General features: G+C 53.3%; 23 protein-coding genes. 9 read left to right on the top strand and 14 right to left on the bottom strand.

The window, feature by feature from the left end:
• Positions 1-425: 425 nt before the first annotated feature.
• Entirely contained in the window at positions 426-845 is a 420-nt protein-coding gene (locus EBAPG3_RS08900) for a hypothetical protein (RefSeq protein WP_004178562.1), read from the bottom strand.
• 19 nt (positions 846-864) lie between these two features.
• Positions 865-1,737: a hypothetical protein gene (locus tag EBAPG3_RS08895; RefSeq protein WP_151898909.1), complete on the bottom strand. Its 873-nt coding sequence runs from the start codon at positions 1,735-1,737 to the stop codon at positions 865-867.
• A gap of 312 nt (positions 1,738-2,049) precedes the next feature.
• Here EBAPG3_RS08895 and EBAPG3_RS08890 point away from each other — a divergent pair, with 312 nt between their 5' ends.
• On the top strand, positions 2,050-3,333 hold the full coding sequence (locus tag EBAPG3_RS08890) for an esterase-like activity of phytase family protein (RefSeq protein ID WP_227869189.1): 1,284 nt from the start codon (positions 2,050-2,052) through the stop codon (positions 3,331-3,333).
• Positions 3,334-3,402: 69 nt separating this feature from the next.
• Here the strand turns inward: EBAPG3_RS08890 and EBAPG3_RS08885 are convergent, their stop codons facing one another.
• A complete protein-coding gene (locus tag EBAPG3_RS08885) occupies positions 3,403-4,314 on the bottom strand; it encodes a universal stress protein (protein WP_004178551.1) in 912 nt (303 codons plus the stop codon).
• A gap of 324 nt (positions 4,315-4,638) precedes the next feature.
• Between EBAPG3_RS08885 and EBAPG3_RS08880 the strand changes: the two genes are divergently transcribed.
• Both EBAPG3_RS08880 and EBAPG3_RS08870 read left to right on the top strand, forming a co-directional pair.
• Positions 4,639-5,289, top strand: a complete 651-nt coding sequence (locus EBAPG3_RS08880; protein WP_004178549.1) for a potassium channel family protein — start codon at positions 4,639-4,641, stop codon at positions 5,287-5,289.
• A 392-nt stretch (positions 5,290-5,681) separates the two neighbouring features.
• Positions 5,682-7,016 carry a TrkH family potassium uptake protein gene (locus tag EBAPG3_RS08870; protein WP_004178547.1) on the top strand — a complete coding sequence of 445 codons (1,335 nt, stop codon included), beginning with the start codon at positions 5,682-5,684 and terminating at the stop codon, positions 7,014-7,016.
• 336 nt (positions 7,017-7,352) lie between these two features.
• Here EBAPG3_RS08870 and EBAPG3_RS08865 read toward each other — a convergent pair whose 3' ends face one another.
• The 3 genes from EBAPG3_RS08865 to EBAPG3_RS08855 form a co-directional block, all read right to left on the bottom strand.
• The gene (locus EBAPG3_RS08865) at positions 7,353-8,534 is read right to left on the bottom strand and encodes an NAD(P)/FAD-dependent oxidoreductase (protein ID WP_004178544.1); all 1,182 of its coding nucleotides are present in this window, start codon (positions 8,532-8,534) and stop codon (positions 7,353-7,355) included.
• Positions 8,535-9,025: 491 nt separating this feature from the next.
• Complete coding sequence (locus EBAPG3_RS08860) at positions 9,026-10,390, bottom strand: SulP family inorganic anion transporter (protein WP_004178540.1); 1,365 nt, start codon at positions 10,388-10,390, stop codon at positions 9,026-9,028.
• 142 nt (positions 10,391-10,532) lie between these two features.
• Entirely contained in the window at positions 10,533-11,027 is a 495-nt protein-coding gene (locus EBAPG3_RS08855; protein WP_040852544.1) for a hypothetical protein, read from the bottom strand.
• A 453-nt stretch (positions 11,028-11,480) separates the two neighbouring features.
• Here EBAPG3_RS08855 and EBAPG3_RS08850 point away from each other — a divergent pair, with 453 nt between their 5' ends.
• Positions 11,481-11,798, top strand: a complete 318-nt coding sequence (locus EBAPG3_RS08850) for a putative signal transducing protein (RefSeq protein WP_040852565.1) — start codon at positions 11,481-11,483, stop codon at positions 11,796-11,798.
• A gap of 55 nt (positions 11,799-11,853) precedes the next feature.
• On the opposite strand, the gene EBAPG3_RS08845 is transcribed toward EBAPG3_RS08850, so the two are convergent.
• Together EBAPG3_RS08845 and EBAPG3_RS08840 are read right to left on the bottom strand one after the other, a co-directional pair.
• The gene (locus EBAPG3_RS08845; RefSeq protein ID WP_151898908.1) at positions 11,854-12,771 is read right to left on the bottom strand and encodes a hypothetical protein; all 918 of its coding nucleotides are present in this window, start codon (positions 12,769-12,771) and stop codon (positions 11,854-11,856) included.
• 209 nt (positions 12,772-12,980) lie between these two features.
• On the bottom strand, positions 12,981-15,173 hold the full coding sequence (locus tag EBAPG3_RS08840) for a TonB-dependent receptor family protein (protein WP_004178530.1): 2,193 nt from the start codon (positions 15,171-15,173) through the stop codon (positions 12,981-12,983).
• A 176-nt stretch (positions 15,174-15,349) separates the two neighbouring features.
• Here EBAPG3_RS08840 and EBAPG3_RS08835 point away from each other — a divergent pair, with 176 nt between their 5' ends.
• Entirely contained in the window at positions 15,350-15,604 is a 255-nt protein-coding gene (locus EBAPG3_RS08835; protein ID WP_040852539.1) for a hypothetical protein, read from the top strand.
• 205 nt (positions 15,605-15,809) lie between these two features.
• Here the strand turns inward: EBAPG3_RS08835 and EBAPG3_RS08830 are convergent, their stop codons facing one another.
• From EBAPG3_RS08830 to EBAPG3_RS08820, 3 genes are all read right to left on the bottom strand, one after another.
• Positions 15,810-16,262, bottom strand: coding sequence for a cupin domain-containing protein (locus EBAPG3_RS08830; protein ID WP_004178522.1), 453 nt, complete (start codon positions 16,260-16,262; stop codon positions 15,810-15,812).
• 140 nt (positions 16,263-16,402) lie between these two features.
• Complete coding sequence (locus tag EBAPG3_RS08825) at positions 16,403-16,732, bottom strand: hypothetical protein (RefSeq protein ID WP_004178520.1); 330 nt, start codon at positions 16,730-16,732, stop codon at positions 16,403-16,405.
• A 239-nt stretch (positions 16,733-16,971) separates the two neighbouring features.
• Positions 16,972-17,682, bottom strand: a complete 711-nt coding sequence (locus EBAPG3_RS08820; protein WP_004178516.1) for a hypothetical protein — start codon at positions 17,680-17,682, stop codon at positions 16,972-16,974.
• A gap of 290 nt (positions 17,683-17,972) precedes the next feature.
• Between EBAPG3_RS08820 and EBAPG3_RS08815 the strand changes: the two genes are divergently transcribed.
• The 4 genes from EBAPG3_RS08815 (at position 17,973) to EBAPG3_RS08800 (ending at position 23,594) form a co-directional block, all read left to right on the top strand.
• Positions 17,973-18,785, top strand: coding sequence for a class I SAM-dependent methyltransferase (locus tag EBAPG3_RS08815; protein WP_004178513.1), 813 nt, complete (start codon positions 17,973-17,975; stop codon positions 18,783-18,785).
• A gap of 243 nt (positions 18,786-19,028) precedes the next feature.
• Positions 19,029-20,312: an O-antigen ligase family protein gene (locus EBAPG3_RS08810; RefSeq protein WP_004178511.1), complete on the top strand. Its 1,284-nt coding sequence runs from the start codon at positions 19,029-19,031 to the stop codon at positions 20,310-20,312.
• Positions 20,312-21,457 (top strand): glycosyltransferase family 4 protein, encoded by a 1,146-nt coding sequence (locus EBAPG3_RS08805; RefSeq protein ID WP_004178510.1) that lies wholly within the window; start codon positions 20,312-20,314, stop codon positions 21,455-21,457. The genes EBAPG3_RS08810 and EBAPG3_RS08805 overlap by 1 nt, the downstream gene beginning before the upstream one ends.
• A 178-nt stretch (positions 21,458-21,635) precedes the next feature.
• Positions 21,636-23,594, top strand: coding sequence for an ATP-dependent nuclease (locus tag EBAPG3_RS08800; RefSeq protein WP_004178508.1), 1,959 nt, complete (start codon positions 21,636-21,638; stop codon positions 23,592-23,594).
• Positions 23,595-23,664: 70 nt separating this feature from the next.
• Here EBAPG3_RS08800 and EBAPG3_RS08795 read toward each other — a convergent pair whose 3' ends face one another.
• The 3 genes from EBAPG3_RS08795 to EBAPG3_RS08785 all read right to left on the bottom strand — a co-directional run bounded on the left by EBAPG3_RS08795 (position 23,665) and on the right by EBAPG3_RS08785 (position 25,175).
• Positions 23,665-24,438, bottom strand: coding sequence for a hypothetical protein (locus EBAPG3_RS08795; protein WP_004178506.1), 774 nt, complete (start codon positions 24,436-24,438; stop codon positions 23,665-23,667).
• 249 nt (positions 24,439-24,687) lie between these two features.
• Complete coding sequence (locus tag EBAPG3_RS08790) at positions 24,688-24,876, bottom strand: hypothetical protein (protein WP_040852535.1); 189 nt, start codon at positions 24,874-24,876, stop codon at positions 24,688-24,690.
• Positions 24,876-25,175 (bottom strand): hypothetical protein, encoded by a 300-nt coding sequence (locus tag EBAPG3_RS08785; protein WP_227869188.1) that lies wholly within the window; start codon positions 25,173-25,175, stop codon positions 24,876-24,878. The genes EBAPG3_RS08790 and EBAPG3_RS08785 overlap by 1 nt, the downstream gene beginning before the upstream one ends.
• Between the last annotated feature and the right edge of the window lie 167 nt (positions 25,176-25,342).

Raw genomic sequence — 25,342 nt, 5'->3', positions numbered from 1 at the left:
AAGACATGCTGGTGAACGAGCAAGAAGCCGGAGCGTCATCGCGAGGATCATGACGTCGCCAATCTCAGATTATCCTAAATCCGGTAGTTGGACGAGGTGGAGTGTGCAGTTTCCGGGGTGCAGGGTCAGGTACGACGACGCGGAATGGTGCGTCCGCAACGCAGGGCGGAGCAGTGCTTCCCGCAGAAAGGCGCGACCCCGCAGCGGAATGGGGGCGCCGCATGCATGGAACATGAGCGCGGTCTCGGCCATCCTCTGCGCTGACCGATCGCCGCTTCGCGGACCCCTCACGCGACGCTCCAGGGCACCCCATTTCAAGGCATTATAACGCAGCCATGTACCGCAAGAACCGTGCAATCCGCCCGGTAGCAGACTCATCCAACAGGTGAGGGTCAAATTGCGGTCAGCTACCGCATTTAGGATTATCATGATTCCGAATCAGAGGATTCAACGATAGCTGCGGCGGCGTCTTCCAGCGCGACGACCGCGGCGGGAATTCCCGCAACATTGCCGGATATCACGGCGCCGGCGAAGAGGATCAGCGCGGACGCGAGATCAAGCGCTTGCTTGAAGATGACGATGCGCCGAATGGCTGATTTTGCGTTTTTTACACTGGACTGCAGGCGAGCAAGCGGGGCCTGGCTCTCGGCCAGGACCAACCCTATCGCGTTGGTATATATCCCGGACGCATCATTCAAAAGCCTGATTTCGCGTTCATCGAGCTCGACCCATTGGCTTTGGCTCAAGCTGGCCCGATTTTTGATGCGCCAGTTTCCGAGCTCGATTGCAGCGTCTCGAAACAAGTTGCCCAACTCAAAAGCATCGTCCGGCGTCAATTTTTCCATGCCTGCCCTTCCCTCTTTTTTACCGCGAAACGTCAAGCAAGCTCCGGTAAGCGGTGCGAAGCTCGTCAACAGCTGGCTTGAACTGCCGGCCGAAATCATCCTGGCCGACCCTATCTCTATGGTCATAAAGATATTGATGGCCTCCCGCGATTTTCTCCAGCACTGCATCGTAGCGCTGCGCGCCCCGGATACGGTTGTCCACGCGCTCCAGTGCTTCCACCCTGGCTTCTTTTGCGAGCGCCATTGCGACAGGCTCCACGGGATTGCCCGGCGCCAGCATAAAGTTATCATAGTATCGCCCGGCCAGCGCGGATTCCGTCTGTAAATCGGCTACGATACCGCGCTTCACAATCTTGCGGGCAGCCGCTATCACATCCTGAAGCGGCTGGTTGCCGTCGTGGATAAGCTGCTTCATTTCATGCTGCCGGTAGAGTGTCGTGACGGTGCGCGCGAGCAGAGTCGAAAGTGCGCCGATGGCTTCTTTCTCATTACGGTCCAGCAATGTCGCGTTGTTGAGGCTGGTGCTGAGATTGCCAAGCGACCTGTCGAAGGTTCTGATATCGCCAGCGGCCAGATTGCCGAGACCTTGCATATAGTCTGCTACAGTTTGCTGGAGTAAATCCAGGCTGGTGCGCTGCGCCTCCCGGCGAATTTTCATCGTCTCCAGATCGCCATGAAATTTTTCGGGTTGATACTGCTTGCGTCTGTCCAGCGCCCCTATATAGTCTCTGGTGAGCGTCTCATAACTGGCGGCGTTCGCAGAAAGTGAAGCAAACGTCCGGACTTCCTTGAAGCTGGCACATCCAGACATGCCCGCTGCCATTAGCGCGGCAGTGGCTATTGCCAGCCGAAAACCCCTTTTTATGACTCTATCATGAGATAGATTAATCATATATCATTTTCTGTGAATATCAATGCCAACGATGCCGCCAGCAGGCAACGGCTATCCGCTACGCGCAATATCAATATAGCCTGAATTCCAATATGGGTAAACCTGCTTATGATTCCCAGGGAATCCTTGAAGAAATCCATGCTCTTGCCAGAGGCATGCAATGCTGCCTTGGAAGATGAGAAGCTCTAAAACGCGAAAGCGAAGGAGCCGAAAGTGAGCGCCGGAACGCGTATCAGGTTGCGCTGCAGCGTATTTCCTCCGCTTGCAAGAACTTCGCGGCAGCATTCAATGACTTCTGATAAAGTCCCGTTCATGAAAACAATCTTGGATCCACCCCGTGGCAGCAAAGATCCAGTGGCAATAAAAGTCATTCTAAATCGAGGATCCAAACTGGAAAGCAAGTGGTCCGCCGCCGGGTCCGGGATGATTCTTGCCGTTGTGCTCGCTGCAAGCTGTGCCGCTCCCGTTCAAGCGAATGGCTACGCCGCCGATTTCAGTTTGGTCTATATCGGCCAGCAAATCGTACCCAACAAGACAAGCTTTCTTGGCACCACCGTCGGCGGCTTGTCCTCCTTGGATTATAACCCCCTTACCAATCGTTACCTGGCTATCAGTGATGACCGGAGCAAGACCAGTCCGGCGCGCTTCTATGAACTGTCTCTCGATCTTGCCCGGTTTCAGCGTTCCCCCACGCCAGGCATGGCTGGCGTGACATTCCACGCCGTGACCACCATTCGGCGGCCCGGTGGCGATGCGTTCACACGCAACTCGGTGGACCCGGAAGGCCTGCGTTTCGATATCACGCGCAATAAAATTTACTGGAGCAATGAGGGACACCGCGGCATTTTCGATTTCCAGAACCCTACGGTGCGCGAAATGAATCCCGATGGCAGCCATAGCCGCGATTTCGAAGTACCCGCTCGCTACTACCCGAGCGGCTCCAATATGGGCCTGTTTCCGGGCGACAAGGGCATTTACAACAATCTCGCATTCGAAAGCCTGGCGATATCGGTCGACGGCGATACCTTATACACCGCCACCGAAAACGGCTTGATCCAGGACTCTCCACCCTCCAATATTTTTACGGGTTCACGTGCCCGCATTCTCGCCTTCGACATCGCCAGCGGAAAACCGGGTGCCGAATATATTTATGATGTCGGACCCATAGTCTTCGCTCCGGCGTCCTTCATTGGTTTTGCCACCAACGGGCTGACCGACTTTATTGCCATTGGGGACCGCCAATTCATCACTATCGAGCGCTCATTCACACGCGGCGCAGCCATGCCGGGCAACGCCTCGACCGGCTACACCGTTCGGCTTTATTATGCCGATGCACGCAACGCCACCGATATTTCAGGGATGGAATCCATCGCGGGCAGAAGCATCCAATCCGTGAAAAAAATCTTGCTGCTGGATTTGTCGGATCTGAAAAATACGGATGGCTCGACGCTTGCGGTGGGTAATATCGAAGGTATTACCCTGGGTCCGAGCTTCAACGACAAGCGTACTCTTGTACTCGTAGCGGACAATAACTTCACCCGGAATCAGCTTACGCAATTCATAGCATTGGAAATCAATCACTTCCAGATCCATTGACGGGTAACCAGCCATAAAACATGAACTGCCCAAACCAGGAGTTGTGCAATCCACCAATGGGGTAGCTTGCTATTCGATACTTCCCGGCCGAGCCGTGACCACCAAGATATCGCAAGAAGTCTGATCAATCGCATGCCGCGTGACGCTGCCAAGCAAGAATTCCTCGAACCGGGATCGCCCATGTTTTCCCAGCACGATCAGATCCGGCTCCATCGTCCTGGCATAGTCACACACGATGTGCCCGGGATTACCAAAAATCACCGTGCGGGAGTGTGAATGGTTTTCGATCTGGAGATCGGCTATAAATTGATTCAAATCGCGCCTGGCATCTTCGTGCGCCTTGATATCATATTGGCTGATCGTATCCGCCGGAACATTCATATATCGCATTTGCTCTTCGATCACCACATCAAATACATGCAAAAAGATCACATGAGCATCGGGTGCGATTTTCAGCGCCATCCGTGCGGCACATCTCGAGTTTTCGGAGAAATCGACCGGAACCAATACGTTGCGGTAGGCACGCGTGGCCTGATTCTTTACCACCAGCAAAGGAATCTTGGTCATGCGCGCCAATTTATCGGCAGTATTACCGATAAACAGATCAGTAAAAAAGTTGCGCCCGCGCATGCCTATAACCGTCAAATCAGCGGACAACTCATCCGCACGGGCAATGATTTCTTTCTCGGGTTGCCCGAATCTGACGGTAGTCGTGCAGTGAATCCCATAATTGTCGTGCAACTGGTCCGAGATGAGCTGCAATTCGCGCAGGCTACGTTCTACCAGTATGGACTCTACCGCTGCCGGTGTGCTTTTCAGCACAAGGCCGAGCGCCTCGGGCAACCCGGCCTCCTTTACGGTCAGCAGATCGACCGTATCGCACTTCAGATCAGCACATAACATGGCGGCGCGTGTCGTGGCGCGGAGGGAATAGTCGGAAAGATCGGTTGCGGCAAGAATTTTTTTAATGTTACCCTCCATTGTGCTTATGGATCCAGTGACATGATAAGTTGTGGTCAACCGTGGGGGCGGGGAACAGGACGTCCCCTCGGGCGAGTTGCATCCTGATGCGTATGCGTGCAAACTCCCGCAGAATTCCGTATGGTATTGTATGGGCACATTATACTCCTGCCGGTCAGCTGAAATCCGGGTCGTATTCCGCCGGGCCTGTGCCAGAAGAAATCAATGCAATCCGGGATTGTGCCGGCACTACGGGGCGAAGCTTGAGACCGCATCATCAGGATCACAGATATGTCGCGGGTGCGCGTTCTCCACTCCTCTTGATCATCTACTGCAATTTTATTCATGAAGCATACCTATACCGTCGTTGGACTCGGTGTTTTTGGGTCCACCATTGCCCTTGAGCTTTCGCGCCTGGGCCATGATGTTATGGGCATCGATCTCAATCCCAATCTCGTCAACGATATCGCCGACAAAATTACACAGGCTGTGATAGCCGACGCGCGCGATGAGAAAATATTGCGCGATCTCGGCGTGCACGAATGCGATGGCGTTGTCGTTGCGATCGGAGAAGATATCGAAGCCAACATTCTCGCCACGCTAATTGCCAAAGGAATGACGAGGCCCAAGGTATGGGCGAAGGCACTCAATCCCAACCATCATAAAATTCTCGAAAAACTCGGTTGCGATCATATCGTGCACCCGGAGCATGAAATGGGTTTACGTCTTGCACGTAGCATGACCTACCCGGAAGTCATGGATTACATCAGTCTCGGCAATGATCAGTTTACCGTCGAGGTACGCGCATCGGAAAGGCTTGCGGGACATAACATGGACGCATTGCACCTGCGGGAGAATGACCTTCAGTGTTTGCTGATCAAACATGCGAACCAACTGATGGCACCGCCGCCATCTGGCTATGAATTCAAGCTTAACGACAAGATTCTGTTGCTGGGCACCCTCGGCAATTTGCGCAAGATCACCAAGTATCTATGATCCTAAATCCGGCAGTTGACCGCTCATTTATCAGTCGAGGACTATGATTCGTAGGGAATTTGATTCTCACCTTTTGGGTGAGTCCGCTACGAGGCGGATTGCACAGTTTTTGTGGCAAAGGGCTGCGTTGCAACTCCTTGGAATGGGGCGCCCTGGAGCGTCGCACGAGGGACCCCGCGAAGCGGGGATCGGGCAGCACAGGGGATGCCGCGACCGCGTTCCAAAGCGCCCGCATCCCGCTTCGGGGTCACACCTTCCTGCGGAAGGCACTGCTCCGCCCTGCGCAGTCGCACCATTCCGCGTCGTTGCGCCTTTCCCTGTACCCCAAAACCGCGCACTTCACCCCGTCCAACTGCCGGATTTAGGATGATAAAAACATTTCTCGCAGGCAATTGTTCCAGTCAATAAAAAAATGGATACTCGGCCTGACGCCTCCTCAGGCCTTGGCCTTATCCTATCTCGGGCTGTCTTTGATCGGCACTTTGCTTCTGAAATTGCCGGGCGCCAGCCATCAGCCGGTGTCATGGATGCAGGCGCTATTCACAGCCGTTTCAGCTTCGACCGTTACCGGACTCGTTGTCGTCGATACCGGCACATATTTTACCTTGTTCGGGCACTGGATATTGCTGATCCTCATGCAATGCGGCGGCTTGGGACTCATGACATTCGGCATCATCGTCATTCACCTGACGCGTGGCCAATTGGCACTGAAACACCGCGCGGCGTTGCGCGAAACGTTCAATCATACCGGACAAGGTGATGTGCGGCGCATAATGCTCTGGGCGATTGGATTTACCGCGATAATGGAATTGCTCGGCACCGTTTTTCTGGCCTTGCAGTGGGTGCCGGAAATGGGTTGGGGCAAGGGGCTGTTTTACAGTTTTTTCCATACGCTTGCGGCATTTAATAACGCGGGCTTTGCGTTAGCGGCGGATAGCCTGACGACCTATGCGGACAATCCCCTGGTTAATAGTGTTATTTCCTTATTGTTTATTTCTGGCGGAATAGGGTTCGTTGTCATCGCCGACATCATAGACAACAAACGCTTCAGGCACTTTGCGCTGCATACCAAGCTGATGCTGGTCGGCACACTGGTTATCAATCTGGTTGCAATGACTGTAATTCTGGTACTTGAATACGGCAATCCCGCCACGCTGGCGGCGCTGCCTGACTGGGGCGCGAAACTATGGACCTCCTGGTTTCAGGCCGTTACCCCGCGCAGCGCCGGCTTTAATACGCTAGATACCGGAGCGCTGTTTCCTTCCACTGCATTTTTCATCATGGGGCTGATGTTCATCGGCGGTGGCAGCGGCTCGACGGCCGGGGGGATAAAGCTCAGTACGTTCATTGTTGTATTGCTGGCGACCTGGGCGTTCTTGCGAGGACAAGAGCGCCCTGTCGTGTTCGGCCGCGGCATTCAGCTCGATATCATCCGGAAATCGCTGGCGATAATCGTTATCTCGCTGCTTTGTGTCAGTACGGGCATATTCTTGCTCACTGTGACCGAAGGCGGAAATTTTCTGGATGTGGCATTTGAAGCAGTGTCGGCCGCCGGCACGGTGGGATTATCGCGGGGAATAACGGCTGATTTATCCGTCGCCGGTCAAATCATCATTATCGTGCTGATGCTGATCGGCCGCGTGGGGCCGCTAACCATCGCATTTACCCTCGCACATACGCGTGGCGAAAGTATCCAGTATCCTGCGGGCCAAATGAATATCGGGTAAGGCAAAAGGATCAGCCGGCCGATAGCTTCAGCAAATGCCGGATTACCTGATTTTCGCTGTATATGAAAGGAAAGCAATCCTGGAGGCGCGCCCATGTATCGAGACGACGACAGAATACTCTGTGATGATTGATCACGCTGCCATCCCCGCAACGAAACCAGACCTGGCGGAACATTGGCACACGCTTTCCCAGGAGGAAGTGTTCCGGCATTTGCAAACAGGGCCATGTGGCATCACTGAGGCGGTTTCAAGGCATGTTTCAGGCTTGGGATGACAACGTTTGGTAGCTGATCTACATGGAGTCCGGCAAAAACTGGCAGGACTGCTCCCTCGCGATTAGTGAAATAAAATTTTCATCCATCCGGGCAATGTTAATAAAAAAGCGGGATCGGTCGTTTCGTTAAACAATCCTTCCACCTTGCCGCGGGTCGTTTCGTTTCTGCGTGTATGCCTTACCAACCGGTTGGTCAAATAAGGCCAGTTAAACAGGAATTCGGCTTTACGGTAGACTGCGAACTTGGGCTGCAGGACGTCCATGCTTCGTTTATAGGTTTGTGCCACCGCAGCACGGCCCAGTTGGCATTTCCCGATAATGGCTTCCGCCGCAAGAATGCCCGTTTCCATCGCTTTACCGATACCCTCGCCGGTAAGGGGAAACGTCGTGCCGACGCATTCTCCTATGCCCAGCAGACCGCCATCGGCAAAGCGTGTTCCCGACAGCCCCGTGCGAAGTGGCGCACCCCTGAGGGGGCTGACGATCTCGCCATCGCGCATCAATTCTTGTGCAAGTGGCAGTTTGGCAATAAAGCGTTCGTAATCGCGGCGAGGATTAGTGTGCTTATGCGCGGAGCCGAAGAACCCTATTCCGATATTGAATACCGCATCCGGACCTGGAAAAATCCAGCCATAACCACCTCTGACAGTAGTATCGAAGACAAATATCAGTTCATTGAATTTTTTTGCCAGAGGTTCATTACGCACATACTGGCGAACGGCGAAACTTCTGCACTCGGCGTTCAACAACAAACCGGCGCGTTTGATCGGCGCGGGATGGGCACCTGTTGCCAGCAGCACCCACGGCGCATGAGCGGAAACGATTTCGCCGCCCTTATTGAATTCGACCCGATAAAGTTTCTCGTTCTCATCAAAAACAGCGCAGAAATCATGTCCGGGTAAAAATTTGACGCCGGTTTCGATGGCGCCATCCAGCAACAACTCATCCAGCTTCAAACGCTGCATGCACGCGCCATGCGCGCGGATCACAACCTCGGTGCCGTCGCAGCTGATCAGACGCATGCCGTGAACGGAATAGGAAATCTGGGCTACGCGTTGGGCCAGGCCCAGTTTTTTCAGGGCATGAAGCGCATCGGGAATGAGTGCATCCCCGCAGGTTTTATCACGGGGAAATACAGCTTTGTCGAACAGGCCAATCGACAAGCCGGCTCTGGACAAAGTGCGCGCAGCCGCACAGCCCGCGGGACCCGCGCCAATGACAACGACATCATAGGCCCTTTCCATCTGAATTCTATCAAACGTTATCCGTTGGAGGAGCTAAGCCATGCACGTATTATTCCGCCGCCACCGGGGCGTGTCATGCATGGCATGTTCAATATGTATCCGGAGCGCAACGCCATGCCGGAATGGGCCTCGACCATTGATTGACCAGCGAGATATGGTAGGGGAATTCTATGGAATGCTTCAGTACGGTAGCACACTGAGCAGTGCTGAAACCGGTAGGCGAACTTTAATGATAGCGGAGCAACTTGCAAGGACTCATGACACCCCGACACCCTGCATTTCTTTTGGCTTCCCCTATCCCTGACTCACCCGAACTGAATGGTGCGCCGGGCAGTCATCATCGGAGGACTTCGGAGGACTATTGAAAGACAGAAATCCCTTTGGATATCATCAGATTAGCCCGAAAGATTAACAAAACCAATAAGCTGTGATATTTGGGAAAGAGAACTGAAATCCGGCTTGTAAAATTGGCATTCGGTGAAAGACCTTCGTTAATCAGGGCCCCCTCCTCCACCCGAGGAAAATTTTTGCAGGTATTTTTTAATAATGGTTTTACCGGGTATGTTGCTGGCCTGATTAAGAACAACATAATTGATAACACCATGCACCGCCATGGCGATCAGCAAGCCTTCGAAAATTCCCACCTTGTAGACCAGCAATCCGCAAAGGGTGGCAAGTATCATGGCGTATTGGCCGTGACTCGCCACGTGCCACAGCCCCATGATCATTTTCCACCCGGAAAATATCATGATCGCCGCGAGCGAAAACTTGGGAAGAAATTCGAGATACTGGGAATTCATGACAAAGAAGGTGACCACGATGCCGATGATGAGGACGGAAAACTTGGTCATGGCACCGGCCAGCTTATTGGTGGTGCTCTTTGCCAAGCCGTCCAGATTGGTCATGCCGCCAAAGAAGCTGGAACCCATATTGGCTATCCAGATAGCCAGCAAGCTGTTGTTGGTGTTGCATTTGCGTTTTAGCGGATCGATCTTCTCGATGGCGGCGTTGCTCATGACCTGTTCGATTACGTCGATCACCGCCAGCATGGCTGCAAAACCAATCACATACATCCAGGTCAGTGCACTGTCAAACTGCGGGATCGGAAAGTCGAGGCGAAGCTGAACATCATCCACGTGCAGCATGGACATGGGCATGAAGTGCGCCAGCACGATGCTTGCCCCGATCAACAGGAAGTAAGGAATGGCGGGTTTCGTGTCCTTGAATTTCGAGAACAGATACACGAACGTCGCGAAACCGGCCAGCGAGATGAGCGCCATTTGTATGCGTGCGCCATTCCAGAACGCATCGGCCGATTCCTGGTCAATAGGCAGCTCATAGGTAAATGTCAGGAACTTGAGGGCGATCTTCAAGCCCACTCCCGCCAGCAATCCTTCGACGAGGTAGCTCGGTACCGCCAGCAGGATATATTTCTGCCAATTGAATTTCCATATCAGGCCTTGCATGAATGCGGTCAGGAAAATAACGAACGCCATGTTTTCCATGCCGAAACTGTGAACCCCCATCGCCAGGACCGGCGCCAGGCCCGCCGCGACGCCGGGCGCGCCGATATAGTTGCCTGGCCTGATGAAGGCATTGATCCAGCCGATGAAACAGGCAAATGCAACCGTTGCCAGAGCAACCTTGATCGGGTACTCGGACATCAAGGCAATGCCCACCGTCAGCGGGATCGCCATCGCCCCGGTTATGATGCCCGCCTGGATATCGCGGGCAATGTATTTAGCCTGGAATGCCGCCGACGCCACTGGACCGGGTGGCGAAGCGACTTCTTTCGTTGTGTCGGTCAAGTCCTGGTCGTGTAAGGGTGCCGGGGGTTCACGATGATCGGATGACATGAATTATTGTCTCCATGCACGGGATGCATCCGACCGCAATTCATCTACCGGGCTATTGAAAAACGGGAGGATGGCTATCCCATCCCGCAAAGCTGTTATCGAGGTCTTGCGGGGCAAATACGGGAATTCCTTCAGACATTCCTTAAATCTCATCATTCTTTTCCCTGTCTTTAACAGAGTAGTTTCTGGGAGATATGGCGGATTCCGAGCGGCTCCTTTTCTTTTTCTTATAGCCGGGCTCCATTCCGCTGTGCACGTCCGGGGAAGCCGGAGTGACTGGCCGTATCGTATCCACGCTTGCCCGGTACTGCAGCGCATCCGCTCTGCTACCCAGGGTTGAATCCCCTTGACCCACGGACCCAAGGGGCATCAAACGCTCCAAAGATGACTGTGCGCTATTTTCACGGCCGGATTGCAATTCGGAAAACATTTCGATTATGCGCTGATGGTCTGATTCCCTGTCCTGTTTGAGTTGCCGGAAAGCAGTGGCCATGCGCTCAAGCGTGGGTTGCGCAACCACCATGAATTCCGAAACGATCCCGCTCATACTTTGACCGCCTGCATCGCTAATCGTGCGCAGGAGAGCGTGCTGATGATCGGTAAGCGTAATGGTAATGCGCGGCTTCGACGTGGGCATGACAAGCACTCCGGTTTCCTAATGTGATGCACCTGATGTTAGTGCATCACATTAGGAGTGTCAAGTCCACCTTGAAATCCCTTATGTGACAGGTGGCCGAAACCGGATATAACGAAAAAGAAATACGTTACTGGTTTTGCTTACGGTGCTCGTAATCCCGGGATCAATAGCGGAGGATTCACGTTCTGCCCTGAAATAGGCTAAACTCAAACCCAACAGCGAGGCGCTGGTGCCTCATACTTGCTGCTTTCAACCCGGATAATCCATCCGACGCAAGATGAGAGCGAGGCAGTTTTATCGGCTGGGAGAAACCCACAGCCTCGTCTGGGGACGCTGGGCAAGCGGCGAAAATGGCCGCAAACCGACAATCAGCACCAAGTAGGCTCGGAGAGCCACCTGATGGATCATCTGGCTCGAATGGAAAGATATGAAATTTCTCGCATACCACGGCAAATGAAGAAACTCTGCTCCGCCGCCAATCTGATGGAAGCCCAAATCATGCTGGATCTTCTCGGGCATGCCTACATAGCCGCCAGATTATTCAATGAACACGCGCAGGGCGGGATGGGAGATATCCCGTTCACCCATGCCTACCCCGAAGTGTGGGTTATCAACGACAGTGATTTTGCACGGGGACAGGCAATCGTAAGCACTTTTGAAAAAGCTCCTCGCGAAACCCGTGTCGTGTTCTGCCGCGCGTGCGGTGAAGAAAACCCGCGCAATTTTCAATTATGCTGGCAATGCGGCGCGGGGCTTGAGGCCCTATCCTAGCCACCGGGCGAGATCATGCCTGAACTCCGGCAGCGGCATTCTCCATCTGACCCTGTTAATGATCAGATTCGGTGCATGTGGGTAAGCTACCCGGAGTGAAGGTCGACGGGCTCTTGAGGAATTCACGGACCTCTTTGCGCCTGACTTCGGAAGGGCTGCATTTTTTTCCGGCATTCCATTCCCCTATCAATATACTATGCGCCTTGGCGCAATCTTGTGTTGCACATTGCTCCGGTGTCATGTATTCGGACTCTCGAACCTGCGCATCGATATAGCGACCGCCAAATTCCTTCATCAGGACCTCCCGTTTTTCCGGCCGCGAAACACAGTCGTTTTCGAATCTCACCCCATATATTTTCGCGTCCCGATCCATTGCATTGTTCTTCGCATTGTTCAATTCACTTTTCGATACGCCCAGAGACCGGCGGTCGTCGTCACTATAGTAGAAGATCGGTATCGGCAGAGTGGGCTGCGCCAATACAATGGCTTTTACATTCATGTTATCAAGTAATAACAATGGCAGAGAGCCCGTCAGGCAATTCCCAATCACACCAATATCTTGATTTGGGTGTCTTTTCTCTATTTGATTCATCATATTGCGAAGCCATTGCACGATGGGGGCATTGCCGTCAAGTTCTGATCCATTCCATTCACGATTAAACCAGAACGCGAGTATTCCACGTGAAGTAGATTCCTGATTCACTGTGCCGAATAGCATTGGCACATACACGGTAAAATCTGTGGAAAGGCTTTCCGCATATTGCAGAGTCTTGGCAGAGAGGCCAGGTAACTCATGTAGCAAAACGACGGGTGGTCTGGAATGGTCCGTACCAAAACAGAAGACAGAGTGACGAACGCCTCCATGGGCTACCGGATTCTTGCCGAGACACGCCGCCAGTTCCTCTTCGCGATATGACGATTGTTTTTCCTCATTGTGGGCGTTGTGAGGTACGCAACGCACCTGCTCAATCAATGCGCACCCTGTTTGTAAAACGAGAATGACAAAGAGAAGGGCACCAAAGCATAAAGTATGGCACGCACGCGCAATTACGCCCCGCCCAAGTGTCCCGGAACTCAACGCTGTCCGGACTGCCCGGGCCAATGACTTCCTGCAAAGAATCATCTGGGTCAACTGATACTCAACTTCCGCCACTTAAGCTCCAAACAGAATGACCCGCTACCCTAGAAGGTGTAACTCGCGCTCACTCCCACCATGTAATTACGGCCCGGTGCAGGCTCATAAAAGCGGCCGTTGCCTTCATTCACGATTACCGATCCACTGTATTTTGTATCGGCGATATTATCCACCCGAACAAATTCGGTGAATTTCCAACCGCCAAACTGATGCGAATAGGCGAGACGAAGGTTTGCCATTGCATACTGCTTCGCCGCTTCGGTATTGATATCGTTGACAAAGATTCTATCCCGGTAGATCGCCTCCACCGCCGCTGAAAAACCTGGTTGGCCGCGCCGCCAGGTTAACTCCGCATAAGCCGTATTGCGTGGCACGCCGGGCAGAAAATTGCCGGCGGCCACGGTCACCCTGCTCGGTGCCGCTGTTGGGCGATAGGTATAAGCATCTTGAAAAACAGCATCGAGATAAGTATAGGATAGAAATGCGGACAGGTCCCGTCCGAAACGGGAATCGAGGGAGAGTTCCACGCCGCGCCGTGTGGTGTCGGCCGCATTCTGGAAGGTGGCTCGGCCGCCGGAATTGGTGGCAGGCAGGATTTCGCCGCTGACGAAAGCCTGGAAAAGCGCGAGATTGACGCGCGTATTGCCGGTTGGCAGCCACTTGAGTCCCGCCTCCATGTTGAGGCTCCGGCTTGGCCGCAGCGCGAAATTCAGGCCACTGCCGCCATCCGGCCGATAAGCAAGCTCGGCGAACGTGGGCGTTTCAAAACCGCTACCGGTGCTGACATACAGATTGAGGCTGGATGTGGCCTTGTACAATAGTCCCAGTACCGGGTTCACATTGTGGAAAGTCATGCCGCCGCTGTCATCGGGGTTGCCGGTACCGCTGAAAAAATCCTCGGATTTGAATTTCACCTCAGTATGGCGCACCCCGGCAGAGAGTATCCAGGACGGCACGAATTGCCACTCGGCCTGCGCATACTGGCCAAAGCTGGTGACCGTATTGTTCTCATTGCGGCGCAGATCGCCGCGTACTCCTAACACTGTACCGGCGAAGTTTTCGAAACCCTTGCGCCGCTCCTTCGAGCTGTCGTAGTCGATCCCCATTGTCAGCGTTAACGGCCGTGGACCGCTGGTGCGGTGCGTCCATCGCAAACCCAGTCCACCGAACTGACGCTCCAGATCGACCACGCCCCCGGAACTGGTAATCGGAATCTGCGCACCGCGCGGTATGGCGAGAAATTGCAGGATCTCCCGCGTACCCGCATAGCCGATCAGCTTGATCGTGTTCGAGGGAGAAAGTTTATGTTCATAAACCAGGCCACCCTGCGTATTGTCGATACTTTTACGGGTATTGAAAGTCGTGGCGCTTTTGTCCGCCTGACGTGGATCCACACTCATCTGCGCGCGCGTCAACCCGAGCGGGTCCTGCGTGCCGCCCTGATGCAGTTCATTGGTCACCAGCGTAAGGGTGGCGTCATGGGTGAACCGGTAGGTCAGTTTTGCGCTCGCCTGATAGCGGGCGGCGGCGCTGTGATCGCGATAGCCGTGCGTCTCGAAGCGTGAAATGTCCACCACGTAATTGAAAGGACCTGTTCCGGTAGCCCCCGTTGCACCGAGTGTACCGCCAAGCTTGAGCTCCGCGCGGGTCGTGCCGTAGCTGCCTCCCAGCAGCATGGCGGATAACTCCGTGCCCGGCGGACCCTCCTCGGTGTACGCCTGTATCACGCCGCCCGGGGCATTGCCATAGATGGCGGAAAAAGGACCCCGCAGTACTTCGATGCGTTTGACCGACCCCAGATTGATAGTAGCCGCCTGGCCCTGGCCGTCCGGCATAGTGGCGGGAATGTCATCCACAATCATCCGTATGCCGCGAATCCCGAAAGTCGAGCGTGCACCGAAGCCACGGCTGGATATTTGCAGATCCTGGGCGTAGTTCTGCCTGTTCTGGATAACCAGGCCGGGAACGCGGGACAGCGCTTCCGAAAGGTTGACAAGAGGCCGCCCGTCCCGAATAACAGGTGACTCAACAACGTCGATGGACATGGGCAGCAAGAAGCTCGACTGATCGACGCGGGTGCCCGTGACGACAACGGGGTTGAGCGTGGGCTGGGCGTTCGAAGACGAAGCCACCGGGTAGGAAGTTTGCTGGGAGGGAGGCTGAGCCGAAGAGAAGCCGGATGCAAATGCCAGGGTAACCAGGCTTGCTACCCGGCAACCATCAGGTAGGGGGGTTTTCAATGACTTTCGGTTTTTACTTCGACATGATGGCCATGATAGCGATATTGCAAGCTATCCATCAACCTCCGTCAGATGCAGTCCGCCCGCTCCTTCCCCTCGATATTCGAATCCGGGACTTTACACCTCATCGTGGTTGAGATAGGATTAATTCTCATTCACATTCACGGGAGGAAATCATGACAACCTTGAGGCGCACCGATGCTCAGGTTCTTGAAGCTTATACAGATGCCCTGAAAGCGCTCGTCACCGCCCTGGGATGGCAGATCGATCCCGTACGTTTGCATGCGGATCTGCAGTCGATCGCAGGTATCGCGAGGAAGGGCGGCAATGGCACGTCAGCGGGGCTGATAGATGAGCTCGCGCACACTGTCGAAACCCGGCTTCTGACAACCAGGGTAAGCGTTGAGCGAACGGTAATTCCCTTTCGATGACCGCGAGTGCATTCCATGCGCTTGCCCGCGAATGGTTTGGCGGGTTTGATGATCAGCGAATCCCGGAATGGGTTTGCGGGAGGGGTATCGCAGCAAAACCACGAACTATAACCGGAGACCCAACAGCACGTCTGGCTTAATGGAAAGTGGCTGCAAAAAGCACCTTCTCAGTCACTTTTTCACTCAATTCCTCAAGCCAACGGCGCTAGTCGTAAGTGGTCAATTGCGCGCCCGTCGGGCTAATAAGCGTGGCGAGAAGACGCGCCGGCGCCGTCTGGCTGGGATTTTCCATGAATGAATGCACCGTCCCCGGGGGTTCGCTCCAGCTTTGTCCGGGGCGGTATTCGATTATTTCGCCGCTATTGAGCTGCGAGCGGACCGTCCCTTCGAGCACATAGACAAACACCATGCCTCCATGGCGATGGCTACCGGTTTTGGCCTCGGGGGCCAGATTCACCACGACCGTCGTCAAAGTGGTATTGGGATCATCCGGAAGCACCCGCGATGTGACGGGTGTAAGGGTGATACCGGTTGACTTCGGACCCGCTCGCGCATCGTCCGCAGCAGCTATCCACCCCACCCATACAAGACCCGCGATGAATAAAGCAGGAAATACTTTAATAAAATTTGGTAACAATATGATTGAATTATATTTCATGTCATTTCCACCGGCCGATTGGATTCGCGCATAAACTTATTGTTTCAATATAACAACAAATCTCGAGAATGCCCATAGTTCTCCGATAGGCCGTTTCTAAATGCGGGTCGTTACACATGGGTCGCCGCAGAAACCTGGGGCTATCTCCCATACAGGAAAAATTTACGCAGACTTCTCGCACGTCCCAAGACTTTTCCGGCTGCCCTGTATGTTTTTTTATAATTATTCTTCAACCGCTTGTTCTTGTCGTAGGTGGGGTTTAAATAAGGCCAATGTTCATTCTCGCCGGGTGTGCCATGAACCCAGGTACCGCCACCGCCGCCCCATGTTTGTGCGTCATCAGACGCATTCAGCAATCTGAAATACGCGGAAGAAAGCCACCACCCACCGAAACACGCCCTTGCGAGATCCACATACCCGCTCAAATAATAAAATGCCCACGAAGCTGCCCATCCAATGGTCTTACGCATGATTTCTCCCCGGGTTGATACCTGCATTGCCCATCCATCCGTGAGCTATCTTACAAGCATGGCTGGCCTTGACAATTGGACTCAGGTACTAAGCCGTGATCCTCAATTGATGACAGGTCGTGCGGCGGCACATCATTGATGCGCGCCGCTCCGCCGGTATGGCGATGCAGCTCTGAATCGAAAGAAATGAGCGGTCAGCTGCCGGATCAGGATAATGGAATAGCAGAGAGACCCTCTACTTATCGTGAAGTCCCGGCCGGCATATTGAAGTTCAGCGTCGCACGGTGGCGAAATGCTTCAAATTTTTGCCCTTGAAATTCCCCTGGATGCCTTTCCAGGTGAATGACCTCCAGAACATACTGGCCAGGCCACGGCGTGGTGATGTTGACCCTGCCATTTTCGTCGGTGTGGCGCTCCTGCATCCAGAAATTCGGAGCGTAGATCATGAGCTTGGCTTTTGCCAGCGGCGCGTTTCGGAAGTAAACAATGAATGCGTCAGGGGTTCCATTTTCCGGCAGAATATCGAGCACAAGTTCCGGCCTGGGCGCTGAGCGCGGCAACAGCGGACTGAAGCGGGTATAAAACATGGGCTTCACAATACCGATACCGTGCCTGGTCCAATCCTTGACTTCGTAACCGACTTCCTCGGCAATTAACGGTGATACAGGGCTGGGAGTCATCCCCAACTCGAAGTGATCCGCCCTCCGGATCACTTTCAACGCCTGGCGCTTGCCGTTCGCATCGAGCAGCCATGCCTGCGGCCCTTTTATCTCATCGAGCCTGCCACCGCTTATTTCCCTTTCCTGGTCCTGGTATTCGCCGAAATAAAGGCGCGCATGATTCATTTCGTCTCGTTCGATCCAGATATAATGCGCTGTTGCAGGGAGCGCGGAGAATAACACAGCCATTACAAAGGACACACGGATAAGCGGCAGCAGTATTTTAGACATGATGTTCCTTAAAAAATGGACGGCTCTACGTGAAGAGGCGGGCGCATGGAAGCAGCAAGGGGGATGATTCGTATCAAAGTCTACCACCCCGTATTATGGATTGTGACGTCATTCCACTCCGTTATTTTGCGTAAATTTTCCTTGAAAAAACCTTCTCAATTTAACATCCGCCGATTAGGACAAGATAACCGCTTCGCAAAAAAATTCTGTTTATTTGAACCGGGAAACGAATCCTCTGTGATTTAGCGAATAATCCATCACAACTTTTTATCCGCATATTGGGCGCAAGCATGAGCGAGAAAACTTCACGGTTACTCAAGTTTATAGAACCATCCGGAACAATAATCGAAACGCTGGCGCGAGAGAGCGCATGGGGCGGGCACGTGCCATTCATGTTTTGTCTCATGAATTATCTGCGGCCACGCACATATCTGGAGCTCGGCACACACACCGGGATGAGTTTTTTTTCGGTATGCCAAGCCATAAGAGAATTTGAGATCGATTGCTCACCGACGGCTGTCGATCTCTGGCTGGGCGATGAGCATGTTGGAAAATACAATGAAGATATTTATAAAAACTTTAAGCGGGTACTCGAGAATAGATACGCAGGTATTGGCCATATTCTCAGAAAGGATTTTACCGAAGCCGCGGCCGATTTCAAGAATCGCAGCCTTGATCTCATTCATATAGATGGCTTGCATACCTACGAAGCGGTCAAGAATGACTATGAAACGTGGCTACCGAAGGCGTCCGAAAATAGCGTCATTTTGTTTCATGATACCCACGTGAGGGAAAGGGGTTTCGGGGTTTGGAAGCTTTGGGACGAGATCAAGGACGATTATGTGAGTTTTAATTTTGCGCACACACATGGATTGGGCGTGATCGCGCTGGGTTCAGCGGCATCAAACCCGGTGATCCCCTTGTTGCAGGCCATAAATTGCTCTGAAACCTCCGTGAAGTCATTTGATAATTTTTTTCGCCTGGCTGGCGAACGTGCTCTGGCTGAAGCCACCTCTAAAGTAAAACTCAAGGCGATTCGTGATCGCGTGCCGCCGCTTATCATCAATTTTTTTCGACTTTTAAAGCACAAATCAATCAGATGATTCATGAATCTGGCATCCCGCTCATTACCGGTTTTGAGAACATGGGAATGTAACAATCCACCCATTCGCTCCGGCAATTGATGCCGCATGTTCTGGCACCTCATCCAATCTGCTTTTCAATCTTTTTTATAGACAACAAGTCAAACCGACCTGCCCTCAATTATCCAGACCAAATCGCAGTTTCAATTCTTTTTCTCAAAGAATGTATTTACTTTTCTATCATGAGGGCAAGCTCGCAAAAATATGAGCTTTGAATCAGAAGTCCGCAATCCGGAGGATCGGGCTCACCACAACCCCGCCGGTTTATCCAGCCGGACCCAAAACGGTTTTGATTGGCGCGATGTGCCGGCAAAGTCCGCGCTATTTTTTTTCGGTATCGCCTTATGGAGCAAAGGGCTGAGTCTTTACGCCTATTACCTTCTGATCCTGGCCTGGACCCTGGACGGCGGCCTGGCCAGACTTAAGGATACAATAAAGGAACCTTTTGTATCGGCAATGCTTATCCTGTGTCTCGTGCTGGCCCTTGGAATTCTATGGAGCGAATATCCCAAACTCGGGTTTGAGGTATGGAATAGGTATTTTGCATACCTGATCTTTATTCCCTATTTATCCCTCCTGAACAAAACACGGGTGTCCTGGGCGATTGGCGGCGCGCTTATCGGTTATTTCGGCGCGCTTCTCATCGGCATATACCAATGGGTGATCATGGGCGCACAGGGTATTCCACCCCTTAAAATGACTTACCTCGACTTCTCCTCGATGCTCGGGATTGGGGTCATACTGGCGCTTTATCTGGCGGGCACCGCCAACAACAGGAAAGCAAGAGCGTGGTTATGGCTACTGGCGGCTTTTCTGCTGTTTATTCAATTTAATCAAAATGCGCGTGGACTGCTTCTCGCCACTCTTGTTTCATCGGCATTCTTGATTTTTCTGCTGCATAGAAAAAAAATCCATAAACTCCTCGCCGCTACGGCTGTGTTATTCGTTGCGGTAGCAGCTTTTGCATACAACAGCGACAGTTTCCAGCAAAGACTCACCCAGGCCGGGAGCGATATTGCACAATCGAGGAAGGGAAAGTATGACACCAGCATCGGGTACCGCCTTGCCATCTGGGATGTCGGCCTGCACGGGATCGGGGAGCGGCCGGTATATGGGCATGGCACGGGAATGGCGGCCCCCTATTTTGACAAAACCGTCGAGACCTATAAGGGCGGCCGCTATAAGAATCTACCAGACTTTCTTGAAACCTATCACTACCACAATGATTGGATCGAGATCGGCATGCAGGTGGGCGCGCTTGGCCTGCTGGCGTATGCTTTTTTCTTGTGGAGCTGGTTTCGAACACTACAAGTACACCAGCTAGACATTCCGGGAGCAGCCTTGATGTGTTTTATCGTTCTGTTCGGACTAACAGATGTGCTTGTAATATTCCGGCAAAATCTTTACCTGCTTCTTGTCATTACCGCCATTGGGGTCAGTTGGCAAAAAACGTATGGAACAACTTCTCTCCAGAGAGGAAGCGCCTGATGCGCGTATGTTTCATATCGCATTCGGCTGAAAGGTATGGTGCAGAACTAGCTTTGCTTGAGCTGCTAAAAGGCTTGGTCGAACTTGGTGTCGAGTGCAAGGTCCTTGTTCCTGAGAGAGGGCCTCTCCTGGCAGCCCTCGATCAATTGCATATTGAATGGCGGATAATTAACTATCCCCGCTGGGCATCCGGGTCTCGGCGCCGGAAAATATCTCGTCGTATTACGCGAATACTTGGGACATTGTTTTGGACAATCCCAATGGCGCGAGCAATTGTGAAATGGCGTTGCGACATAATCTATACCAATACCGTTATCATAGGTGCCGGCGCATTGGCCGCATGGTTGGCACACCGGCCTCATATCTGGCATCTGCATGAGTCTGGATATTGTCTTGAACGACTGTTCGACTTGGGGGAACATGCCCCACGCTTGATCAATCATCTCTCCGCTCGCGTCATTGTCATATCTCACGCAGTGGAGAATGAGTATGCGCGCTACATACATCCACGGAAGTTGTGCGTAATTTATCAGTCGGTGACACTATCGGGAATAAATCAAAATTTACCGGCTCAAATCGAGAATAAGCGACGTTTCAGGTGCACCATAGTCGGTTCCCTACAGGCGTCAAAAGGGCAAGATGAAGCAATTATTGCATTGGCAGAACTCGTACACCGCGGAGTTGATGCCGAGTTGCTGATCGTCGGTACCGGCGACAATCGCTTTCGTGATTCACTTGGGCAGCAAATAAAATTTCTTTGTCTAGAAGAACGTGTCATTTTTTATGGTTACGCGAAAAACCCATTGCCGCTGATTCATGCGTCCGATGTAATTCTTATGTGTTCGCGCTTCGAAGCATTCGGGCGAGTCACGGTGGAAACAATGCTTGCGGGGAAGCCAATAATAGGCACCTCCAGTGGAGGAACAAGAGAACTGATTGAAGATGGAAAAACTGGTCTATTATATAAACCGGGCGATCATAATGAGCTTGCTAACAAAATACAGTATTTATATGAAAATCCCGAGAAAAGAGCAACGCTGGGTGCTGCCGCACTCAGTTGGGCCGAACGCCGTTTCAGTCGTGAGCGATATGCTAAAGAGGTGCTTGATTTATTAGATGGAGTATGGACAAGGCCTTCTCGATGATATTGATCGGCATCAAGGGATTAACCCCATCGGTATGCGTTTATTCCGGGTAGAAATAGGAGGAAAAAGAGCCTGTCAGGACCGCCATCGAACATTACCCAGCTTCTAATGTCACAAATTCATTGCTGACTAAGATCGTGTATATGTCTACAATCGACATCTACACAGAGGAGCTGACATGAAACTGGTGCGTGCACGAATCCAGAATTTCCGAAGTATTGACGATTCTGACGAATTCGCCCTTGATGAGCACATAACCTGCTTTGTCGGAAAGAACGAATCAGGCAAGACCACTCTGCTGACGGCGCTCCACCGGCTCAATCCAATCTTTGATGACACGAGGTTCGACCGGCAAAAAGACTATCCGCGCCGCCATTTATCCGACTACGAAGAACGCCATGAAGGCAAGGATGCGACCGTCATCACGACATGGTGGACCATCGATCCAGCCGAAAAACAGGCGATCACCGATGCATTTGGGGTGGGGTCGCTGGTAAGCGACGAGGTGATGGTGCAGAAAGATTACGGCAACCGGACCCGCTGGACAGTGGGGTTCGATGAGGCCGCGATCGTTCAACATCTTATCGATACCAGCGGCTTTCATGATGATGAGAAGGCGCAGATCGGCGCGGCAGGGACAGTAGCCGAGCTGAAGGCGAAAGCGGGATCGGTTCATGAAGCATCGCCAGGGCGGACACATTGCCTTCATCGAATCGATCGGGGTTTTCCCGAAGACTCGGTCTCCCAGGGTATTGTGAAGCTGCTGGATTTGCCGAAATTCATGCTGTTCTCCCAGTATCAGCGAATGCAAGGTCAGGTCAGCCTTGAACAGATCCGGCAGCGGGAATCGAGCAATACGCTCGAATCCGCCGACCAGGTATTCATCGCGCTTTGCGACATGGCTTCCACGACAGTTGAACAGGTTGCCTCGATCCAGGATTTCGAGAGCCTGGTTTCGCGCTTCGAAGGCGCCTCCAACAAGATTTCGGCGGAAATGTTCCGTTATTGGAGCCAGAACAAGTTCCTCAAGGTGATTTTCCGGCTCGACCATGCGCTGCCGGGCGACCCGCCTCCCTTCAACAGCGGCCGCATCTTCCGGACGCGCATTTTAAACAAGCTTCATGACGTGACCGTTCCATTCGATGACCGCAGCACGGGATTCGTATGGTTTTTCTCCTTTCTTGCGCTGTTCTCGCAGGTAAAAAAACGGAGCAAGGGGAAGATTATTCTGCTGCTGGACGAACCAGGGCTGAGCTTGCACGGCAAGGCGCAGGCTGACCTGCTGCGATACTTCAGGGAGCGTCTGGCGCCCGGCCATCAGGTCGTCTACACGACGCATTCGCCATTCATGGTGCCGTCCGATGATCTTCCCTCCGCGCGCACGGTGGAGGATGTCGTGATCTATCATCAGGATGAAGCGCCGGAGGTTCGAGGTACCAAGGTTGGCGGCGATGTACTCAGCACGGACCCGGACACGTTATTCCCCTTGCAGAATGCGCTGGCCTATGAGATTACCCAAACCCTTTCCGCCGGTGAGCACACGCTGCTGGTGACCCGGCCATCCGACCTGCTTTATTTGAGGGCGATGTCGGAAGTGCTGCGCTCGCACAAGCGCACTCCGCTCGATCCGCGCTGGACCATCTGCCCGGCTGGGGGAGTCGAGAAGGTGAGCGCCTTCATGAGCCTTTTCGGCGGCAATCGATTGCGGGTAGCGGTACTGTCGGATTTGGCTTCAGCCCATGACAGGATCGAAGACATGCGCCGCTGGAAAATCCTGCGTGATGGACATATTTTCACGCTGGGCGCCTACGCCGGCCAGCGGGAGGCCGATGTTGAAGACATGCTCGGCGCGGGGCTTTATGGGGAAATCGTGGGTGCATGTTACGGCCTCAAGGGAAAACAGGCCATCGCCGCCCTGCCCGCCGGGTCGCGCATTGTAGACCATACGGCGGAACGTTTCCGCACGCAGGCGGAAACCGTTCCGGGCACGGCTCCGGAGTTCGATCGTTATGTGCCCGCCGTCCATTTCACGGAGCATCAATCCGACATCATCAAAAAGCTGTTTGGGGCGGATCTAAAAGTGACGCTTACCCGCTTTGAGCAATTATTCAGTGACTTGAATGCGCTGTTGCCGTAAACCCGGCGGCCTCCTTAGACTGGCCGAATTTCGAGTGTGCATAAAGGCATGCGCCCGGGATATGCCTGATCTATCGGGCGAGGATGGAGGAAGGAAAAAAACGGATTGCCAATTCCCTCAAGTTTACGTCTTGTTCTGCGCCATCTTCCAATTTGAATTTCCAGTTGCTTTGCGGATCATCCGGATTCATTGGCATCGGATCATCCGCCAGGTTTATGCCCCCCTTCTTCAGAATTGCCCTGGCGCCTTTGGCGTCACCGCTTAACAGCAAATTCAAGGCATCGGGGATACGCTTTTTCTTCGCTTCCCAGGCTTTGGTCATCCACGGCGCCATTTCCGTCAAGAGGCCGTGTTTTTTGTAGATGCCTGCCATTCGCGTCAACTCATCCGGGTCATCCAGGAGATTGCCGGTCAGCATGCGCCTGGCGATCATTTCATCGGCCGCCATGGGCGCGCCGGGGTGGCTTCCTTGACCAGTGGATTCCTGGCGCAGGCTCATCAGGCCCGCACCATGATCCGCGGGTGTCGCGGGAATTTCTGACTGAAATCCACTCACCCGAAAGCGCCCCGTGGATGACGGGAAAATGGGGTTTGTCTCAATTCGGGAGGGTTGTTGCCCCCCTATTGCTTCCTCCCAACCCGCGGCTATCTCATCATTGGCCGCCCTGAGCCGGTCGCGCGCATCTTTGTGATAAGCGGCCCTATCCATCCGTGCGCCGTGAATTTCCGCCTCGCGCTCATCGGCGCTCGCCATCCGCTCCGCCCGTTTCTGCCTGAGCGCCATATCCTGGCCGCTACGTGCGCCTTGCGCCAGCCCACCGGCAAATACACCAAAGTTAAACATGCGTTCCTCCGTTCATATTCGCTACCGCACTGTTTCAGGCTGGTGCTCCAATTGTTCCAGCCCACCCGCAAATGCACCAAGGTTAAACATGTGTTCCTCCGTCCATGGTCTCGTTCATATTCGCCACCACACTGTTTCAGGCTGGCGCTCCAATCATTCCAGCCCGCCTGCGTATGCACCAGAATCAAACTCCAGGCGAGCCCTGGCAAGGCAATCCCCCCATCATCGGGGGTTTTGACAAAAGGAAAATTATTTGAGCTTCTTGAATTCGCTTGCCCGCATGAGCAGTTCCAGCGTTGTTTCGAGTTTGATCACGCGCTCTGTCAGGTTTTCAATCTTGTCCTGCTGGGTTTTGATCATCTCGCTCTGACGAACAACCCGATCCTCCAGCTTTATCATCGAGGTTAGAGCGCCCCATACGCGATCCGTAACGCCCATCAGAGAGCCTTGCGCATGTTTGTGGACGCCTCAGCCTCCATTGCGGCTATCCGCTTATTGCTGGCTTCCACGAACGCCAGCACGTCGTCGATGGACTCGGATGCCCGGTCCGCGGCGGCCTTGGCCTTATCGGCAAGGATGCCCAATTCTTCATCCATCGCGGTGGACTCATATGCCGTAGCCCCCCGGCGCATCAATTCCGCGACGGGAAGCCCAAGTTTCCTGGCCTTGAGGACGATCGCTTCTTTTTCCTGGGGCGTGGCTTGAACCACAATTCTTTCAATCGCTGTTGCCATCATAAAACTCCTCGCGTCATGAATAAGTTCATCCTGTACATGTACAGTATATGTACATCTGATGGCTGTCAATGACCGGTTAGCCTGAATCCGGCAGCCTCGCCCTTTTTCAGGCCGGGATGCCGCATCATGCATGGGCTGGAGCAACTTCAGCGATGCGGTCCTTTGCC

Source organism: Nitrosospira lacus (assembly GCF_000355765.4).
GTDB lineage: Bacteria > Pseudomonadota > Gammaproteobacteria > Burkholderiales > Nitrosomonadaceae > Nitrosospira > Nitrosospira lacus.
This window is presented reverse-complemented; position numbering and strand designations above follow the sequence as displayed.

Bases quoted from the DNA above. Each gene is read 5' to 3' on its own strand.
- EBAPG3_RS08895 (WP_151898909.1), bottom strand. From the start codon at position 1,737: ATGATTAATCTATCTCATGATAGAGTCATAAAAAGGGGTTTTCGGCTG.
- EBAPG3_RS08785 (WP_227869188.1), bottom strand. From the start codon at position 25,175: ATGATGGCAACAGCGATTGAAAGAATTGTGGTTCAAGCCACGCCCCAG.
- EBAPG3_RS08865 (WP_004178544.1), bottom strand. From the start codon at position 8,534: ATGGAAAGGGCCTATGATGTCGTTGTCATTGGCGCGGGTCCCGCGGGC.
- EBAPG3_RS08820 (WP_004178516.1), bottom strand. From the start codon at position 17,682: ATGTCTAAAATACTGCTGCCGCTTATCCGTGTGTCCTTTGTAATGGCT.
- EBAPG3_RS08830 (WP_004178522.1), bottom strand. From the start codon at position 16,262: ATGAAATATAATTCAATCATATTGTTACCAAATTTTATTAAAGTATTT.
- EBAPG3_RS08800 (WP_004178508.1), top strand. From the start codon at position 21,636: ATGAAACTGGTGCGTGCACGAATCCAGAATTTCCGAAGTATTGACGAT.
- EBAPG3_RS08850 (WP_040852565.1), top strand. From the start codon at position 11,481: ATGAAGAAACTCTGCTCCGCCGCCAATCTGATGGAAGCCCAAATCATG.
- EBAPG3_RS08815 (WP_004178513.1), top strand. From the start codon at position 17,973: ATGAGCGAGAAAACTTCACGGTTACTCAAGTTTATAGAACCATCCGGA.
- EBAPG3_RS08810 (WP_004178511.1), top strand. From the start codon at position 19,029: ATGAGCTTTGAATCAGAAGTCCGCAATCCGGAGGATCGGGCTCACCAC.
- EBAPG3_RS08790 (WP_040852535.1), bottom strand. From the start codon at position 24,876: ATGGGCGTTACGGATCGCGTATGGGGCGCTCTAACCTCGATGATAAAG.
- EBAPG3_RS08805 (WP_004178510.1), top strand. From the start codon at position 20,312: ATGCGCGTATGTTTCATATCGCATTCGGCTGAAAGGTATGGTGCAGAA.
- EBAPG3_RS08825 (WP_004178520.1), bottom strand. From the start codon at position 16,732: ATGCGTAAGACCATTGGATGGGCAGCTTCGTGGGCATTTTATTATTTG.
- EBAPG3_RS08855 (WP_040852544.1), bottom strand. From the start codon at position 11,027: ATGCCCACGTCGAAGCCGCGCATTACCATTACGCTTACCGATCATCAG.
- EBAPG3_RS08860 (WP_004178540.1), bottom strand. From the start codon at position 10,390: ATGTCATCCGATCATCGTGAACCCCCGGCACCCTTACACGACCAGGAC.
- EBAPG3_RS08835 (WP_040852539.1), top strand. From the start codon at position 15,350: ATGACAACCTTGAGGCGCACCGATGCTCAGGTTCTTGAAGCTTATACA.
- EBAPG3_RS08885 (WP_004178551.1), bottom strand. From the start codon at position 4,314: ATGGAGGGTAACATTAAAAAAATTCTTGCCGCAACCGATCTTTCCGAC.
- EBAPG3_RS08900 (WP_004178562.1), bottom strand. From the start codon at position 845: ATGGAAAAATTGACGCCGGACGATGCTTTTGAGTTGGGCAACTTGTTT.
- EBAPG3_RS08795 (WP_004178506.1), bottom strand. From the start codon at position 24,438: ATGTTTAACTTTGGTGTATTTGCCGGTGGGCTGGCGCAAGGCGCACGT.
- EBAPG3_RS08890 (WP_227869189.1), top strand. From the start codon at position 2,050: ATGAAAACAATCTTGGATCCACCCCGTGGCAGCAAAGATCCAGTGGCA.
- EBAPG3_RS08880 (WP_004178549.1), top strand. From the start codon at position 4,639: ATGAAGCATACCTATACCGTCGTTGGACTCGGTGTTTTTGGGTCCACC.